14 protein-coding genes are annotated in these 16,880 nt (G+C 66.2%); 7 read left to right on the top strand and 7 right to left on the bottom strand.

Annotation, left to right across the window (positions count from 1 at the left end; genetic code table 11):
• Positions 1-394, top strand: a 394-nt coding sequence (locus tag ABDZ81_RS06670) for an LbetaH domain-containing protein (RefSeq protein ID WP_486347984.1), incomplete at its 5' end; no start/stop codon positions are given.
• The gene (gene glmS / locus ABDZ81_RS06665; protein ID WP_343773126.1) at positions 394-2,193 is read left to right on the top strand and encodes a glutamine--fructose-6-phosphate transaminase (isomerizing); all 1,800 of its coding nucleotides are present in this window, start codon (positions 394-396) and stop codon (positions 2,191-2,193) included. The genes ABDZ81_RS06670 and glmS, both read left to right, overlap by 1 nt.
• 429 nt (positions 2,194-2,622) lie before the next feature.
• On the opposite strand, the gene ABDZ81_RS06660 is transcribed toward glmS, so the two are convergent.
• From ABDZ81_RS06660 to ABDZ81_RS06630, 7 genes are all read right to left on the bottom strand, one after another.
• Positions 2,623-3,654, bottom strand: a complete 1,032-nt coding sequence (locus ABDZ81_RS06660) for an LLM class flavin-dependent oxidoreductase (protein WP_343773125.1) — start codon at positions 3,652-3,654, stop codon at positions 2,623-2,625.
• A gap of 3 nt (positions 3,655-3,657) precedes the next feature.
• On the bottom strand, positions 3,658-4,863 hold the full coding sequence (gene rhcD, locus ABDZ81_RS06655) for an L-rhamnonate dehydratase (RefSeq protein WP_343773124.1): 1,206 nt from the start codon (positions 4,861-4,863) through the stop codon (positions 3,658-3,660).
• Positions 4,864-4,976: 113 nt separating this feature from the next.
• Positions 4,977-6,008 (bottom strand): 2-keto-3-deoxy-L-rhamnonate dehydrogenase, encoded by a 1,032-nt coding sequence (gene rhcE, locus ABDZ81_RS06650; RefSeq protein ID WP_343773123.1) that lies wholly within the window; start codon positions 6,006-6,008, stop codon positions 4,977-4,979.
• Positions 6,009-6,169: 161 nt separating this feature from the next.
• On the bottom strand, positions 6,170-7,336 hold the full coding sequence (locus tag ABDZ81_RS06645; RefSeq protein ID WP_343773122.1) for an ABC transporter ATP-binding protein: 1,167 nt from the start codon (positions 7,334-7,336) through the stop codon (positions 6,170-6,172).
• A gap of 51 nt (positions 7,337-7,387) precedes the next feature.
• Positions 7,388-8,353, bottom strand: coding sequence for a carbohydrate ABC transporter permease (locus tag ABDZ81_RS06640; protein ID WP_343773121.1), 966 nt, complete (start codon positions 8,351-8,353; stop codon positions 7,388-7,390).
• On the bottom strand, positions 8,353-9,279 hold the full coding sequence (locus tag ABDZ81_RS06635) for a carbohydrate ABC transporter permease (protein ID WP_343773120.1): 927 nt from the start codon (positions 9,277-9,279) through the stop codon (positions 8,353-8,355). Before ABDZ81_RS06635 ends, ABDZ81_RS06640 begins: the two co-directional genes overlap by 1 nt.
• A 60-nt stretch (positions 9,280-9,339) precedes the next feature.
• Positions 9,340-10,632 carry an ABC transporter substrate-binding protein gene (locus ABDZ81_RS06630; protein ID WP_343773119.1) on the bottom strand — a complete coding sequence of 431 codons (1,293 nt, stop codon included), beginning with the start codon at positions 10,630-10,632 and terminating at the stop codon, positions 9,340-9,342.
• A gap of 282 nt (positions 10,633-10,914) precedes the next feature.
• On the opposite strand from ABDZ81_RS06630, the gene ABDZ81_RS06625 reads away from it, so the two are divergent.
• The 5 genes from ABDZ81_RS06625 to ABDZ81_RS06605 all read left to right on the top strand — a co-directional run bounded on the left by ABDZ81_RS06625 (position 10,915) and on the right by ABDZ81_RS06605 (position 16,874).
• Complete coding sequence (locus ABDZ81_RS06625) at positions 10,915-11,436, top strand: LUD domain-containing protein (RefSeq protein ID WP_343773118.1); 522 nt, start codon at positions 10,915-10,917, stop codon at positions 11,434-11,436.
• A 2-nt stretch (positions 11,437-11,438) separates the two neighbouring features.
• Positions 11,439-13,619: an LUD domain-containing protein gene (locus ABDZ81_RS06620; protein WP_343773117.1), complete on the top strand. Its 2,181-nt coding sequence runs from the start codon at positions 11,439-11,441 to the stop codon at positions 13,617-13,619.
• 632 nt (positions 13,620-14,251) lie between these two features.
• The gene (locus ABDZ81_RS06615) at positions 14,252-15,010 is read left to right on the top strand and encodes an IclR family transcriptional regulator (protein WP_343773116.1); all 759 of its coding nucleotides are present in this window, start codon (positions 14,252-14,254) and stop codon (positions 15,008-15,010) included.
• Positions 15,011-15,145: 135 nt separating this feature from the next.
• A complete protein-coding gene (locus tag ABDZ81_RS06610) occupies positions 15,146-15,943 on the top strand; it encodes an SDR family NAD(P)-dependent oxidoreductase (protein WP_343773115.1) in 798 nt (265 codons plus the stop codon).
• Positions 15,944-16,031: 88 nt separating this feature from the next.
• A complete protein-coding gene (locus ABDZ81_RS06605) occupies positions 16,032-16,874 on the top strand; it encodes a fumarylacetoacetate hydrolase family protein (RefSeq protein WP_343773114.1) in 843 nt (280 codons plus the stop codon).
• Positions 16,875-16,880: the final 6 nt, after the last annotated feature.

Genomic DNA, 16,880 nt, shown 5'->3' with positions numbered 1-16,880 from the left:
GATCGCCGAGGACGCCGTCGTCGAGGCCGGCGCGGTGCTCGGGCCGAACGTCGCCGTCGGCCGGAACGCGACCGTCGGCGCGAACGCCGTCCTCGAAAACACTGTGCTCGACAGCGACGCGCGCGTCGGCGCGAACGCGACGCTCGTCGACTGCGTGCTCGGGCAGGGGGCCCGCATCGGGCCGGGAACGACTGCGATGGGCGGGCCCGCGGACGTCCGAATCGAGGATCGAGTGCTCGAAGGCCAGCGCCTGGGCGCCGTCGTCGCCGACCGCGCGCAGCTCGGCGGCGGCGTCACCGTCGCGCCGGGCACGCTGGTCGGCCCCGACGCGGCGGTTCACTCGGGAGCGACGCTCGACGCGAACGTCTCGGCGGGCGCGGAGGTGCGTCGCTGATGTGCGGGATCGTCGGCTACATCGGCCGCGACCGCCAGAACGACGCCCGCGACGTGCTCGTCGGCGGCCTGGAGAACCTGGAGTACCGGGGATACGACTCGGCTGGGGTCGCGCTGTCGAACGGCGACGTCACCGTCGTCAAGCGCGAGGGCGAGGTTTCGGAACTCGTCGCCGCGCTCGAGAGCCGGGAGACGCTGGCCGCGCCCGTCGGGATCGGCCACACGCGCTGGTCGACCCACGGCGAGCCCTCCGACGAGAACGCGCACCCACACACCGACTGTACGGGCGATCTCGCGGTCGTTCACAACGGCATCATCGAGAACTACGAGCAACTCAAGGCCGAGCTTCGCGGCGAGGGTCACGAGTTCGAGAGCGAGACCGACACCGAGGTCGTCCCGCACCTGATCGAGGCGGCGATGGAACGCGGCGAGAACCGCGAAGCCGCCTTCCGTGCGGCGATCGAGCGCCTCGAGGGGAGCTACGCGATCGCCGCCGTGTTCGAGGACTCCGAGGAAGTGCTCACCGCACGGCAGGACTCGCCACTCGTGATCGGCGTCGGCGACGACGGCTACTACCTCGCCAGCGACGTGCCGGCGTTTATCGACCACACCGACCAGGTCCTCTATCTGGAGGACGGCGAGTTCGCCCGACTCACGCCCGAGACTGTCAGCATCACGGACGCCGACGGTCGGCCGGTCGAAAAGTCGCTTTCGACCGTGGAGTGGGACGCCGAAGACGCGGGCAAGAGCGGCTACGACCACTACATGCTCAAGGAGATCCACGAGCAGCCCCGGGCGCTCCGGAAGTGCCTGCGCGAGCGGGTCGACGCAATCGAGCGCACCGTCGACCTCGACCTCGAGGGACTCGACGACGTCTCGGCGATCCACCTCGTCGCCTGCGGGACGAGCTACCACGCCGCGCTGTACGGCGCGCGCCTGCTCCGGGAACGGGGTATCCCCGCCCAGACGTTCGTCGCCAGCGAGTACGACCGGGCGTCGCTGGCCGGCGAGACGCCGCTGGTCGTCGGGGTCACCCAGAGCGGCGAAACCGCCGACACGCTGGGGGCGCTCCGGACGGCCCGCGCCGCGGGCGCCCGGACGCTCGCGGTGACGAACACGGTCGGCAGCACGGCCGCCCGCGAGTGCGACGAGGCGCTGTACGTCCGCGCCGGTCCCGAGATCGGCGTCGCCGCGACCAAGACGTTCGCCAGCCAGCAGATCGCGCTCCACGCGTTCGCGCTGTGGCTCTCCGAGGAGTCGATCGGCTCCGATCGGATCGACGCGCTGCGGGCCCTGCCCGACCAAGTGCAGGCCGTGCTCGACGACTCGGACGCCCGATCGGTCGCCGAGGCGTACGCCGATTCCTCGGCGTTCTTCTTCGTCGGGCGGCGGCACCACCAGCCGGTCGCGCTCGAAGGCGCGCTGAAGCTCAAGGAGATTTCCTACGAGCACGCCGAAGGATTCGCTGCGGGCGAGCTGAAACACGGCCCGCTCGCGCTGATCGAGGACGACACGCCCCTGATCGCGGTCGTCACCGGCGACGACGAGATCGCCCAGAAGACCGTGAGCAACGTCAAGGAGGTCCAGGCCCGCGGCGCGCCCGTGATCGCCGTCACCGACGGCCGGTCGGACGTCGAGCAGTACGCGAACCACGTGCTGGAGATCCCCGAAACCGATCCGACGCTCGCGCCGGTACTGGCGAACGTCCAGTTGCAGCTGCTGTCGTACTGGATCGCCGCGGAGCTCGGTCGACCGATCGACAAGCCGCGGCATCTGGCGAAGAGCGTCACCGTTAAGTAATATTTCCTATACAACTTCGCTACTATCAGAAATTGATAATTAATGCCAGCCATCCCGCTACTGCGTTAGAGCGATCGGAATGGCCGGGGGATTTTGGGCCGACCGAGGAAAATCAGATAGCAGCGACAGACGGCGTATATGGGGGACAAGGCGACGATCAGGAGCCGATCAAATCGATACGAATATTGTTTCCGAGGAACCGACGAGCGGTCGCTCGAGCGAAGAGCGGCATCCTCTCCCGAACGTCGTCTAGAAGCATCTAAAGCCCTAATTTCGAAACTTCAAATGCGAGAAGATATGCTCTGCCGCCCGATGACGATTCGGACGCCGATCCGCACATCTCACGGTGTGTTTCGACCCGAACTATCAAAATTCCATTATATAGTCAAAAACGATAGTTTCTCCACCTTCGCGACGGAGAGTGAGAAGCTACGCGAACTCCGGCATCACTTCGTCGGCGAACAGCTCCATCCCGTCGTGGTCGGGGAAGTCGACGAACCAGCCCATGAACTTCGTCACGCCGGCGTCGATCCGCCGCTCGATCGCCTCGGCGCACTCCTCGGGCGTCCCGACGATGAAGTAGTCGTCGGCGTTCTCGCGGGTGATGTCGGGCTGGTCGGTGTACTCGTCCTCGAACTGGATCGGCGTCATCAGATCGAGCATCCGGTCGAGCTTGTCCTCGTCGCGCGTGCAGACGACGTGACCGTCCCACGAGTACTCGATCTCGTCGGGGTCGCGACCGACGGTCTCGCAGTGGTCCTCGATGACGCCGATCTTGTGCTCCAGGGTCTCGACGTCGCCGTTGAACACGTCGGTGTTCCAGACGTCGGCGTGCTTGGCGACGAGCTTGAGCGTCACGTTCTCGCCCTGCCCGCCGACGAGGATGTCGGGATGCGGCTCCTGAACGGGCGCCGGCGCGCACGGCGCGTCGTCGATCTGATAGTGGTCGCCGTCGAAGCTCGCTCCCTCGCCGCCGGCCGCCCACATCCGCTTCATCAGGCGGATCGACTCGTCCAGGCGCATGAGCCGGTCGAAGCCCTCGCGGTACTCCCAGTCGTAGGCGTCGTACTCGGGCTCGTGCCACCCCGCACCGAGGCCGAGTTCGAGGCGCCCCTCCGAGATGACGTCGAGCGTCGCCGCCATCTTCGCGACCAGCGCTGGGTTCCGGTAGTCGTTACACAGCACCAGCGAGCCGATGTTGATGTCGTCGGTGAACCCGGCCATCGCCGACAGGAGCGTCCAGCACTCGTACTCGGCGCGGTCGCGGCCGAGCATCAGGTGGTCGGGCGCCCACGCCGCGTCGAAACCGAGCTCCTCGGCTTTGAGGATGCCCTCCTTGGTAGTCTCCCAGTCGAGCGCCTCGTATGCCGGGGTGTCGCGGTGGACCGGTTCGTCGTCGCCCGCGTCGGGCGCGCCGGCGAACACGGGCACGTTGTACTCGAAGGAGATGTCGGCCGTCATGGATCACTCCACCGCGAAGTGGTCGAGCGCCTCGCGGTTCAGTTGCGTGCTGACGCCGGGCTCGTCGGGCAGCGGGATCGACCCGTCCTCGGGCGAAGGCGGGTTCTCGAAGATGGCGTCGGCGTAGGTCGACTCCTGTTCGTCCTGTTGCTCCTCGAACCATTCGGGGGTCGGGAAGTACTCCGCCATCGGCATGTTGGTGTGGCCCGCAATGGCGTGGAGCGTCGGGTTCGTGCCGGCGTGGGGGATCACGGGGACGTCGTGGACTTCGGCCATGTCCGCGACCTTCTTCATCTCCGTGATGCCGCCGACGCGGCCCACGTCGGGCTGGAGGATGTCGACGGCGCCCTCCTCCAGCAGGTCCTCGTGGCCCCAGCGGGTGAACTCGTGCTCGCCGCCGGAGATCGGCATCGGCGCGGCCTCTCGAACCTCGGCGTAGCCCGAGATGTCGTCCGCGATGACGGGCTCCTCGACCCACGCCATGTCGTACGGTTCGAGGCGATCGACCATCTTCTTCGCGTACTTCACCGACCAGCCCATGTAGGCGTCGCCCGCGATCTCGAGTTCGTCGCCCACGGCGTCGCGGACAGTTTTGACGATCTCTTCGTTTTTCTTCATCCCCGAGCGCCCGTCGCCGGGGCCGTGGAGGAAGCGCAGTTTCACCGCGTCGAACCCTTCCTCGGCGTACTGGAGCGCCTCGCGCTCGAGTTTCTCCATGTCGACGGGGTGGAGGTTCGACGCGTAGGCGGGAATTTCGTCCTTGGTGGGGCCGCCGAGCAGTTCGTACACCGGCTTGCCGGCGTCCTTGCCCGCGATGTCCCACAGCGCCTGGTCGACCGCGCTGATCGCCATGACGGCGACGCCCTTGCGGCCGAACGGTAGGGTCGCGCGGTACATCTGCTCCCAGAGGCGCTCGCGCCGCATGGGGTCCTCGCCGATCACGAGCTTCGAGAGCGTCTCCTCGACGACGGTGGCGATGGCGCCGCTGCCCCAGTTGCCGACGCCGACGCCGGTGATGCCGGCGTCGGTCTCGACCTCGACGACGACGTCGCCCACCGGCCCCATCCACTTCCGGCGGGCCTGGGGGTTCTCGCCGTCGACGTTGCGGTACTCGTCGTATTTCGACATGATCGTCACGAGCGGGAACTCGATGAACTCGCCCCACGACTCGTTGCTGATTTTCGTGGCTGAGACGTCAGTGATTTCCATGGTACGGTGTGTGTATCATTCCGCGTATGCGCTTAAATTCTTTCCGTCGCACCCGCGCGAGACCGCGCGACGGCGATGCATCTGCGCCGACCGCGACCGGCCGGAGGTCGGCGTCACTCGGCGAACTGGAACACCGGTTTGCAGGTTTCGGAGTCGAGGAACGCCTCGAACGCCGCGCCGGGATCGTCCGCGCTGTAGCCCGTATCGAGGATCTCGTCGACGGCGATCTCGCCGCGCTCCATGAGCCGGAGCGCCTGCTCGAAGTTCGTCCACGTCGAGCCGTAGGAGGTGTTGACCTCGACCTCTCCGCGGACGACCGGCGTGAGCGTGACTTCGCTGGCCTCGTTGGGGATGCCGACGACGACGACCTGTCCGCCCTTGCGGACGAGATCGGCGGCCGTTCCGATCCCCGTGTGATGGCCCGTCGAGTCGAACACGACGTCGAACCCGATGCCGTCGGTCAGTTCGTCGGCCCGGGTCTCCAGATCCTCGGACTGGACGTTCACCGTATCGATCCCGAGATCCTCGACCAGCGGGAGCCGATACGCGGCGTCCTGATCGAGCCCGGAGACGACGACGTTCGCGCCCAGCGAGTCGGCGACCGCGGCGACGAGCACGCCGATCGGTCCCGGTCCTTCGACGAGGACGTTGTCGCCCGGCGTCGTGTCGGACTGTTCGAGGACCGCGCGGGTCGCGATGCTCGTCGGTTCGGTGATCGCGGCGTGGCGCAGCGGGACGCTGTCGGGAACGGCGTGGAGGTGCTGGGGTTCGACGACGACGTACTCGGCGTAGGCGCCGTCCTTGTGCATCCCGGTGATCGAGAAGTTCTGGCAGACGTTGGGCTGGCCGTTTTTGCACTGGAAGCAGTGCCCGCAGTCGTGGATCGGCTCCTCGATGACTTTGTCGCCCTCGGCGAAGTCCTCGACGTCGGCGCCGACCGCCGCGACCTCGCCGGAGTACTCGTGGCCCATGATCCGCGGAATAGGGATCCACTCGTAGCCGCCGTCGTACTTGTACGCGTGGGCGTCGCTTCCACACAGACCCGCCGTGTGGACCTGTACTAGCACCTCGTCGTCGTCTGGTTCGGGTCGCTCCCGCTCCTGGGTCTCCACGGAGCGGGGGCCCGTCTGGACAATCGTTTTCATAGTTCGTATCGTTGGGTCTCGCTGGAATTCACTGTGACAATGTCTGTACGTCCGTTAATAGCTTTGGGTGGGGCGTCTCGGAGATGTTCGCCCCGAGCACCGGAGGGCCCGTAGCGAACGAAAGCGCAGCGGCGGCTGCACCGGACCCCGAGCGAGGCGGGTCAGGCTTCCACCTCGTCGGCGGTGGCCTGCCCGTCGGCGCGCTCGGCGACGAGCCGTCCCTTGAGCAGCTCCTCCGTCTGCGCGTCGAACAGGTACACGTGCTCGGGCGCGATCGTGAGCGACAGGCTCTCGCCCGACGAGATGTCGTGGAAGCCGCCGACTTTCGCCGTGAGATCGCCGGGCGCCGAATTCCCGTGGACGACCGCCTCGGTGCCGACCGGCTCGACGACGCGGATCTGGGTGTCGAACTCGGGGCCGTCGAGCGCGCGCCGGCGGGTCTGGTAGAAGTCCTGCGGCCGGAACCCGACGAGCACCTCGTCGGTCGTGACGTCCGCGTCGACGAGGCGCTTGGGAATGTCGAACGACGACCCGTCCATCTCGACGCGGAAGGCGTCCGGCCCCTCGCTGAGCGTCGCGTCGAAGAGGTTCATGTCGGGACTGCCGACGAACTGGGCGACGAAGAGATTCGCCGGCTCGTTGAACACTTGATCGGGCGTCCCGAGCTGCTGGAGTTCGCCGGCGTCGAGGACGGCGATCTTGTCGGCGATCGTCATCGCCTCCTCCTGGTTGTGCGTGACGTAGGCCGACGTGATCCCGACCTCGGACTGGAGCTCGTCGATCTCGGTCCGCATCGTCTTGCGGAGCTGGGCGTCGAGATTGGCCAGCGGCTCGTCGAACAGGAACAGACGCGGTTCGCGGATGATCGCCCGGCCGAGCGCGACGCGCTGTTTCTGCCCACCGGAGAGCTGTGCGGGCTTGTTGTTGAGCAGCTCCTCGATCTCGAGCATCTCGGCCGTCTCGACGATGCGGTCGTCGATCTCCTCGTCCGTCATGTCGTTGTCCTCGCGGCGGAGCCCGAACCCGAGGTTCTCCTCGACGGTCATGTGGGGGTACAGCGCGAAGTCCTGGAACACCATCGCGATGTCCCGGTTGCGCGCCTTGACGTCGTTGACGACGGTGCCGTCGAATCTGACCTCCCCCTCGGTCGGCTCCTCGAGGCCGCCGATCATGCGGAGCGTCGTCGTCTTGCCGCAGCCGCTCGGGCCGAGCAAGACGAGGAAGTCCCCGTCCGGGACCTCGATGTCCAGATCGTTCACAGCTACGATGCCATCTTTGCTCGGATCGCCAAAGATCTTCGTGACACCGTCTAACTCCAAGTGTGTCATTGTAAATCGGTACCGTCTAACGGATATTAAAGGTACTGACCCGGCGAGGAATCAGCCCTTGATGGCGCCGCCGGTCAGCCCCTGCACGAAGTACTTCTGGATGTAGGCCAGCCCGATCAACACCGGAATCGAGACGATGATCGACGCCGCCGCGACGACGTTCCACTGCGTGTTGAACCCCTGAACGAACGTCAGCAACGCCGGGGGGACCGTGTAGTTCTGGCCGTCGAGCAGCGTCAGCGCGAACACCAGCTCGTTCCACGCCAGCAGGAACGCGAAGATGAACGACGCGATCAGCGAGTTCCGCGCCATCGGGACGATGACGTACCAGAACGTCTCGAAGGATGAACACTGGTCGATGCGCGAGGCCTCGATGATCGAGTCCGGGAAGTCGTCGAAGAAGCCCTTCATCAGCCAGACGACAAAGGGCGCCGTCATCGCGCCGTAGATGAGGATCAGCGCCAGGTGCGTGTTGAACAGGCCGAGCGTCGAGATGAGCTCCCACTCGGGCACCATGATCGCGGTGCCGGGGAACATCAGCGACGCCAGGAGCAGGCTCATCAGCGCGGTCTTCCCGCGGAACTCGTGTCGCGAGAGGACGTACGACGCCCCGGTGCCGAGAACGACGGCGATCACGCCGGCGCCGATCGCCACCTTCAGGCTGTTGAGGATCATCCCGATGATGTCGATGTTGATCGCCGAGGAGATTTCGACGCCGAACGCGCTCTCGACGAAGCCGTCGTAGCCGCTCGATTCGAGGGACGACTCGATGACGAGTCGGAATCCCTCGAGGGAGAACTCCGCGGGAAACAGCGTCGGCGGGATCTGCTGGATCTCCGCGGTCGTCTTGAACGCCGTGACGATCATCCAGTACAGCGGGAACAGCACGAACGCGGCGATGACCAGCGTCAGGAGACCGACCGCGGTTTTCCTGACGTACCCGCCCGCCTTCGAGTCGAACAGCCACGATTGGTTCTTCCGGAACTCCGCCGTCGGATCTGTGTTGTCAGTCGCCATTATAGTCCACCTCGCATCTTGTCGTAGAACTTGATGTAGTAGTACGAGAACACCAGCAGCACGGCGAACAGCAGAACCGACAGCGCCGAGGCGAAGCCGACCTGGAAGTCGATGAACGCCGACCGGTAGATCATCACCGGCAGCGTGCTACTGGAGACGCCGGGACCGCCCCGGGTCATCACCCAGACCATCGAGAAGTTCCTGATGTTGTAGATGAGCATCAGCAGGAACCCGATCGCCAGGTTGTACCGCATCATCGGAATCGTGATGTGCCGGAACCGCTCCCAGGGCGTCGCGCCGTCCATCCGCGCCGCCTCGAACAGGTGCTCGTCGATGCCCTGTAGAGACGTCAGCGTCAGGAGCGCGAACAGCGGCGCCAGCCGCCAGATCATCCCGATGATCGGCGGCCACAGCGAGAGCTCCGACGACCCGAGCATGACGATGTACTCGTCGGTCAGCCCGGTCGTCACCAACAGTTGGTTGACGACGCCCTGCGATCCGTTGAACATGAACCGCCAGATCGACGCCCCCACCACCCGGGGGAGCACCCACGGGATGAGGACGATGGCGCTCGCGACGCTCGTGTAGGGGAGTTTCTCGTGGAGCAACCAGCCCATCAGGAACCCGAGGATGATCGCCGCCACGCTGCCGACCGTCACCCAGACGAACGTGTTCCAGAGGACCTGGTGGATGTCGGGGTTACTCGCGATCTCCGCGTAGTTCCCCATACCGACGAACTCCGCGTCCTCGGGCGCCAGGAGGCTCTTGTTGAAGAGACTGGAGTAGATCGCCTGGGCGATCGGATACAGGATGAACAGGCCGACGAGCGCCATCACCGGGAGTATCGGGAGATACACCCGGAGGCTCTCGGGAATCCGGCTGGTCGCACTCTCGTACGACGACTGTGCTTGGTCTACGTAACTCATTGTTTATGATCGTATGACCGCAGATTCATTGTCCGTCGACAAAAGTATTGCTACGCGATCCTAGGCGAGCTCTTCGTCGATCACTTCCTGCACCTGGGAGTTCGCGTTAGCACAGGCTTCCTCGGCCGTGGCTTCGCCCAGCACCACGGGCTGGATGACCTCCGTGTTGATGGTGCTCTGAACCGAGGAAAGTCCCGAGAACGAGGGGAACCGGGACGTCCGGTTGAACAGGTCGTCGTTCTCGTACAGCGTGACGAGGTCGCCGAACTGGCTCTGGAACAGGTCCGACGGCTCCTCGAACGCGCTCTGGAGCGTGGGCACTCGGCCGCGAATACCCTCGTCGGCGTCCGAAGCGTACGTCCAGGGAGCGAGCTGGTCGGGCTGGTTGAACCAGCTCGCGAAGTCGAACGCCTCCTGGGAATCGTTGCCGAGCATGAACCCCTGAGCGTTCTGCATGAGCAGGTCCTGGGGCTCGAAGTTCCCCGAGGGGTTCTGGGGCAGCGGCGCGCGCGTGACCGTGTGGCCCTCGCCGTCGAGCCACTCCTGTGGCGCGCCGGTCGTCTGGTAGATCGCGTTCGCGTGCGAGTACGTGATGAGGATCCCCGACTCGCCCTCGCGGAGCAGCCGGCCGGCCGCGATGTGGTTGTTCTCGGCGATCGAGTCCGGGAACAGCCCCGCCTCGGCGATCTGCTGGTAGAGCCTGACCGCGTCGACGAAGCCGGGCTGGTCGACCGTCGCCTCCATGGTTTCCGGATCGAAGTACCGGCCGCCGTTCGCGTACACGAAGCCGATGAAGTACCCGGACGTCAGACCGAAGTCCGTCCCCGGCGCCGTGATGGCCGCGGAGACTTCGTCCAGTTCCTGCATCTCCTCGCCGAGCTGGATGAGTTCGGGCCACGTCCGGGGCGGTTCGTCGAAGCTCGTCCGTTCGAGGTAGTCGGTCCGGATGTCGACGAACGGGCCGAGGTCGGCGTAGCCGCCGGGAAGCGCCCACTGGCGCTCGCCGTCGGTGTCGCCCAGACCGTCGTACATCAGCGTGTCGATGTTGGCCTGGATGAAGTTGCTGTTGATCTCCTCGAGATCGTCCTGGAAGTCCTCTTGGTCGATCGGCTGGATCGCCTGCGCGCCGACGTAGTCCGGAATCTGCTGGCACTGGCCGGCCATCACGTCCGGAAGGTTCTGGTTAGCCGCGGCGGAGGCGATGATCTGGTACTTCTGGCCCCACTCCTGGTGCTGGTAGTTGACGCTCGCGCCCTCGTAGTTCTCGTAGTGGCTGCTGATGTACTCCCGCTCGGCCGGGATGCCGCCGAACAGCCAGAAATCCAGTCCGTCGGAGCCGCCGTTACCACCCATACAGCCAGCGAGGCCTGCGGCTGCTGCGGTTCCGAGTCCGGTCAGATACTGCCGTCTGTCGAGTCCACTCGACGTGCCGTTATCTGTCATGGTACTCTATGAGAATTGTGGACGGTCAGGTAGCATAAATGTATCGGCGTCTCGAAAGCACGCCGACCGGCAGCGGACCCCCGGCGAGGAACCGAGCGGCGTCCCGGCGACGCGTCGCAGCGGGTGAAAGCGCGATTGCAACCCGTCGCAACCAAAGCTAAATGATGGTGTGGCACCACTCTGTGCGTACTGATGGCAACCGCACTCTCGACGTTCGAGTCGTCGCTCGACGAGCTAGGCGTATCGGTAACGCGGACCACTGTTGGTGCGTTCGACGACAACCTCGCCGAGACGGTCGAACCGCCCGCCGTCGGCGTTCCCCTGGATCAGCCGTTCGAAGATTCGGACGTCTCGCTCGACGACGCGCCGATCGAGGTCGACCCGACGCCGGCGTCTCTCCGCGAGGCGACGACGGGCGTGACCCCCGCACAGCTGGGCGTCGCCGACTACGGATCGCTCGCGCTGACGCTGACCGACCGGGGGAGCGAACTGGTGAGCCTGTTCGTCGAGCGCCACGTCGCCGTCGTCCGCGCGGCCGATATCGTCGCGGACATGGACGCCGCCGTCGACGAGCTCCACGAGGAGTTCAACAACGAGGGGGGGAGCGCGATTCTGGCGACCGGCCCGAGCGCGACCGCCGACATGGGCGCGCTGGTGAAAGGCGCCCACGGGCCCAGGGACGTGCACGTCATCGTCGTCGAGGAGGGAGCGTAACGATGGCGTCGGCCGACGAGATCCGCGAGCTGATGCGGACCGAGGGCGCGGCGGTCGCCCAGAACACGCAGGCGTTCAACGACGGGCGGTACGAATCGGTCGCGGAGTTGGAAGACTACGAGGAGCTCAAGCGCGAGGCCCGGTCGATCAAGGAGGACGCGATCGAGCGACTTCCCGACCTCGTCGAGGAGTTGACCGAGACCGTCGAGGAAAACGGCGGGACGGTGTACGTCGCCGACGACGCCGAGGACGCCAACCGGTACATCCGGTCGGTCGTCGACGACCGGGACGCCGAGCGCGTCGTGAAGTCCAAGTCGATGACCAGCGAGGAGCTCGACGTCAACGACGCCCTGGAGGCCGACGGCGTCGACGTCGTCGAGACGGATCTGGGCGAGTGGGTGCTGCAGGTGGCCGACGAGGCGCCGTCCCACATCGTCGCGCCGGCGATCCACAAGTCCCGCGAGGCCATCGCGGAGCTGTTCAACGAGCGGTTCGATCCCGACGAACCCTTAGAGACCGCCGAGGAGCTGACTCACTTCGCGCGGGAGAAGTTGGGCGACCAGATCGTCGACGCCGAAGTCGGGATGACCGGCGCGAACTTCCTCACCGCCGACACGGGCTCGATGGCGCTGGTCACCAGCGAGGGCAACGCCCGCAAGACCGTCGCGGCGACGGACACCCAGATCACCGTCGCCGGCGTCGAGAAGATCGTCCCCGCCGTCGAGGATCTCCACCCGTTCATCGAGCTGATCGGCCGCTCGGGGACGGGCCAGGACATCACGTCGTACGTCTCCCTGCTGACGCCGCCGGTCGACACGCCGGTCGTCGACTTCGAGGACGACGAGACGCCGCTCTCCGAGTTGGACGCCGATCGCGATTTCCACCTCGTGCTCGTGGACAACGGCCGCCTGGCGATGCGCGACGACGAGCACCTGCGCGAAACGCTGTACTGCATCCGGTGTTCGGCGTGCTCGAACTCCTGTGCGAACTTCCAGTCGGTCGGCGGCCACGCCTTCGGCGGCGAGACGTACTCGGGCGGCATCGCCACCGGCTGGGAGGCCGGCATCGAGGGGCTCGACGTCGCCGAGGAGTTCAACGACCTGTGTACCGGCTGTTCTCGCTGCGTGAACGCTTGTCCGGTCGGAATCGACATCCCGTGGATCAACACCGTCGTCCGGGATCGGGCCAATCGCGAGGGCGACGAGCCCGCCGAGTGGCTCGTCGACGGGCTGATGCCCGACGCCGAAGACGAGGGAGCGCCGCTCCAGAAGCGTTTCTTTGGCAACTTCGAGACGGTCGCCAAGCTCGGCAGCGCGACGGCGCCGATATCGAACTGGCTGGCCGAGACCGGCGTCTCTCGCCGACTCATGTCGCGAGTGCTCGGCATCGATCCCCGGCGCGAACTCCCTTCGTTCGAGCGTGAGACGCTCGTCGAGTGGTTCGCCGACCGGGAGTCCGCGGTCGAGAATCCTGACCGGCGAGTCGTGCTCTACCCGGACCTCTACACGAACCACGTCCAGGTCGAGCGGGGCAAGGCCGCCGTCGAAGTGCTCGAATCGCTGGGCGTTGACGTCGTCGTGCCGCCCGCCCCCTCGAGCGGGCGCGCCCCGCTCTCCCAGGGGATGGTCGCGACCGCGACGGACCACGCCGAGCGGGTCGCCGAGACGCTTTCGTCCCACGTCGCCGAGGGCCGGGACGTCGTCGTGATCGAACCGAGCGACCACGCGATGTTCCAGCGTGAGTACGAGAAGCTCCTCGACGAGGAGCGGTTCACCGGGCTCGCCGAGGAGAGCTACGAACTCCTGGAGTACGTCTACGGGCTCCTCGAAAACGGCGCCGACGCGTCGGCGCTCCCCGCGGTCGACGGCGAGGAGATCGCCTACCACAGCCACTGCCAGCAGCGCACGCTCGGGCTGGAGGCCCACACGGTCGCGGTGCTGGAGGAGTGTGGCTACGACGTGACGACCTCGGAGGTCGAGTGCTGCGGGATGGCGGGGAGCTTCGGGTACAAGTCCGACTACTACGAGCTGAGCATGGACGTCGGCGACCGACTCCGCGACCAGCTTCAGGCCGACGACGTTCGCGAGCGGCCGGTCGTCGCCAGCGGCACCTCCTGTCTCGAACAGATCGACGCCCTGCTGGAGCGCCAGCCCCGCCACCCGATTGAACTGCTGTCCGAGTGAGCGCCGTCCGGACAATTTTACGTTCTGTGCGCCGACATCGACGCGTCCCGGACGAAGTTCTCGAAATCGGAAGCGACCGCTCGAACAGTCGAACCGTCCGCGTCGAGGGAAGGCTGCGATCGCGCCACAGCGTCGACGCCGTGTTTCCGGTAATGCCGGAAAGTCTGTCGCATTGCGGATCGGCCGAGGAGACGACTTCCCGGGACGACCGAGTGAACGGACGGAGACGCCACGACGCTCCGAACGACCACCGTCGAACGCCTGCGATCGGCGGACGGCGTCGCAATCAGCAGTTCGGTTCGGCGAGCGGTAGCGCAGCAACCGAGCAATGTTTTACAGCAGTAACTCCGTAATATCGAGGGCGCCGCGGTAGGCGCTGTGGCCGGTATGCGTCCGGTATTACCGGACGAGCGTCCGTACGTCGCGGCGTGCCGGGCTGCGTTCGTGGGGACACCGTCGAACGTGACACGAGCGAAATCCGGACTCACGCTGTAGAGGGCAGCGAGTCCCGTGACGAACGGAACCAGAACGACGCTGATGCCCCCGGTCAAAACGTTCGGAAAGCGCTCCCCCGCCGCCGAGTTTCCGGTGATGGCGGAAAGCTTTTGGCATCGCGTGCCATTGTACCACGTATGACAGAGGAAGTCCCCGTGAAGGCGGCGAAAACCTCCTTCGAGATCATCAACACGCTCCGCGAGCTCCAGGGCGCGGGCGTTTCCGAACTGGCCGAGCGGATCGACAAGCCGACGAGCACGATCCACGACCACCTCCGCACGCTCGAGAGCGAGGAGTACCTCGTCAAGAAAGACGGCGAGTACTACGTCGGCACCCGATTTCTCGGCGTGGGCGAGCAGGCCCGCTCGCGCTACAAGGTGTACCCGATCGCCAGCGAGGAACTCGACAAGCTGGCCGAACAGACCGGCGAGCACACGAACCTGATGATCGAGGAACACGGGAAGGGGATCTTTCTGTACAAGGCCCGCGGCCCCGACGCCGTGCAGCTGGACACCCACGCGGGCATGCGCGTGCACCTGCAGACGACGGCGCTGGGCAAGTCGATCCTCGCGTTCCGGCCGCGCGAGGAGGTCGAGGCGATCATCGACCGCCACGGGCTGCCGGCGGTGACCGAGCGGACGATCAGCGACAGGGAGGAACTGTTCGACGCGCTCGACCAGATCAGAGAGCGAAAGTACGCCTACGACGACGAGGAGCGCGTCAAGGGGATGCGCTGCGTCGCCGCCCCGATCACCAACGAGGAGGGGCGCGCCATCGCTGCGATCAGCGTCTCGGGGCCCAAGAGCCGCATGCGCGGCGAGACGTTCCAAGAGGAGATTCCCGAACTGCTCCTGCGCAGCGCCAACGTCATCGAGGTGAACCTCTCGCACGCGTAGGGCGAAACAGTTAGGTCGCGTCGTGCGACAGTATCACACGATGCAACGCGTTCAGGACGGGACGACCCGCGCAGCGACCGAATTCTGCCGCGGAAGCGGAGCGCGAACAGCCGGACGGACGGGAGGACGAAACGGATGAGCGAACCGGTCGACACCCGACTGTCCGGACGCCACGTCGTCGTGACCGGCGGGGCGAGAGGTATCGGGCGCGGCATCGCGACGCGGTGCGCTCGCTCGGGCGCGGACGTCTCGATCTTCGACCTGCGGCCCTCGGTCGCCGAGGAGACGGCCGCCGAAATACGTGATATCGGCGGCGCGGCGTCCGTCCACGAGGTCGACGTCACCGACGCCGACGCGGTCGAGGACGCCGTGGCGGCGGCCGAATCGGCGCTCGGGCCGATCGACGGGCTCGTGAACAACGCCGGCGTCCAGCAGTCGATCTCGATCCTGGAGACGACCGAGGACGAGTGGGATCGCCACTTCGACGTCAACGCGAAGGGGACGTTCCTCGTCTCGAAGCGCGTCGCCGAGCGGATGATCGAGACCAAGACGCGGGGGAGCATCGTCAACGTCGCCTCCGTCGGCGCCGATCGACCGTTCCGGGGCCAGGGCGCCTACGGCGCCTCCAAGGCGGCGGTCGTCACGTTCACGACCGTCCTCGCCAAGGAACTGGCGGACCACGGCATCACAGCCAACTCGATCAAACCGGGGACGATCGACACGCCGATGGTCCAGCAGTGGCTCGAAGAGCGCGCCGCGGAGTCGGACGCCACCGAGGACGAACTGCTGGCCGAGACGATCGACGAGCACGTCCTCGATCGGATCGGCAAGCCCGAGGAGATCGGTCACGCGGCGGTGTGGCTCCTCTCGGCGGAGGGCGAGTGGGTCACCGGCGAGTCGATCGCCGTCGACGGCGGCTATCTCAAAGGGTGATCGAGGAGAACCCCGCGACAAGGCCGGATCGTCCCCGAGATGTCGGCGAACGGAAAATCTAAAGGCGCGCGACCGAGAGTAGACGAATATGCGTATTGGACGCTTCAAAGCAGACGGACAGCCGCGTATCGGAGTTTTCGAGGACGACGCCGTCCGGGACGTCACCGACGAGTTCGAGGACTTCCGGGACGCCGTGTCGCGGCCCGAGGACGCCGCCGACGTCGAGGGCGAGACGTTCGATCTCGATTCGGTCACCCACCTGCCGCCGACCACCCGCGAGAACGCGGTGTTCTGCGCGGCGCTGAACTACGAGGCCCACGCCGAGGAGTCCGACATCGAAGTGCCGGAGTGGCCCCTGGTGTTCATGAAGCTCCCGCGGACGCTCGTCGGCCACGGCGAGCCGATCTCGTATCACACCCGCGTAACGGAGGAGATCGACTACGAGGCCGAACTCGCCGCGGTGATCGGCGAGCCGGCCCGTCACGTCGAGTCCGAGGACGCGCTGGACCACGTCGCCGGGTACACGATCCTCAACGACACGTCCGCGCGGGATCTCCAGCTCGGCCTGCAGGTCGGCGACGACGACATGCTTGACTGGTTCTCCGGCAAGACCATGGAGCGGACGACGCCGGTCGGCCCCTACGTCGCCGTCGACGAGATCGACGACCCGCAGGACCTGGAGATCGCCTCGCGCGTCGACGGCGAGACCATGCAGGACGACAACACCGGCATGATGATCCGGTCGGTTGCCGACCTCGTCTCCTTCGCCTCCTCGCGCGTCCGGCTCGAACCGGGCGACGTCATCGCTACGGGGACGCCCGAAGGCGTCGGCACGTTCCAGGACATCCAGCTCCACCCCGGCGAGACCGTCGAGGTCGAGGTCGAAGGCGTCGGCACGCTCGTCAACACCGTCGAGGAAGCCGACGAGTAGTCGGGC

Origin of the sequence: Natronoarchaeum mannanilyticum (assembly GCF_039522665.1) — an archaeon.
GTDB classification, from domain to species: Archaea; Halobacteriota; Halobacteria; order Halobacteriales; family Natronoarchaeaceae; genus Natronoarchaeum; species Natronoarchaeum mannanilyticum.
The sequence above is the reverse complement of the archived record's forward strand: the minus strand, read 5'-3'. Positions and strand labels throughout refer to the sequence as shown.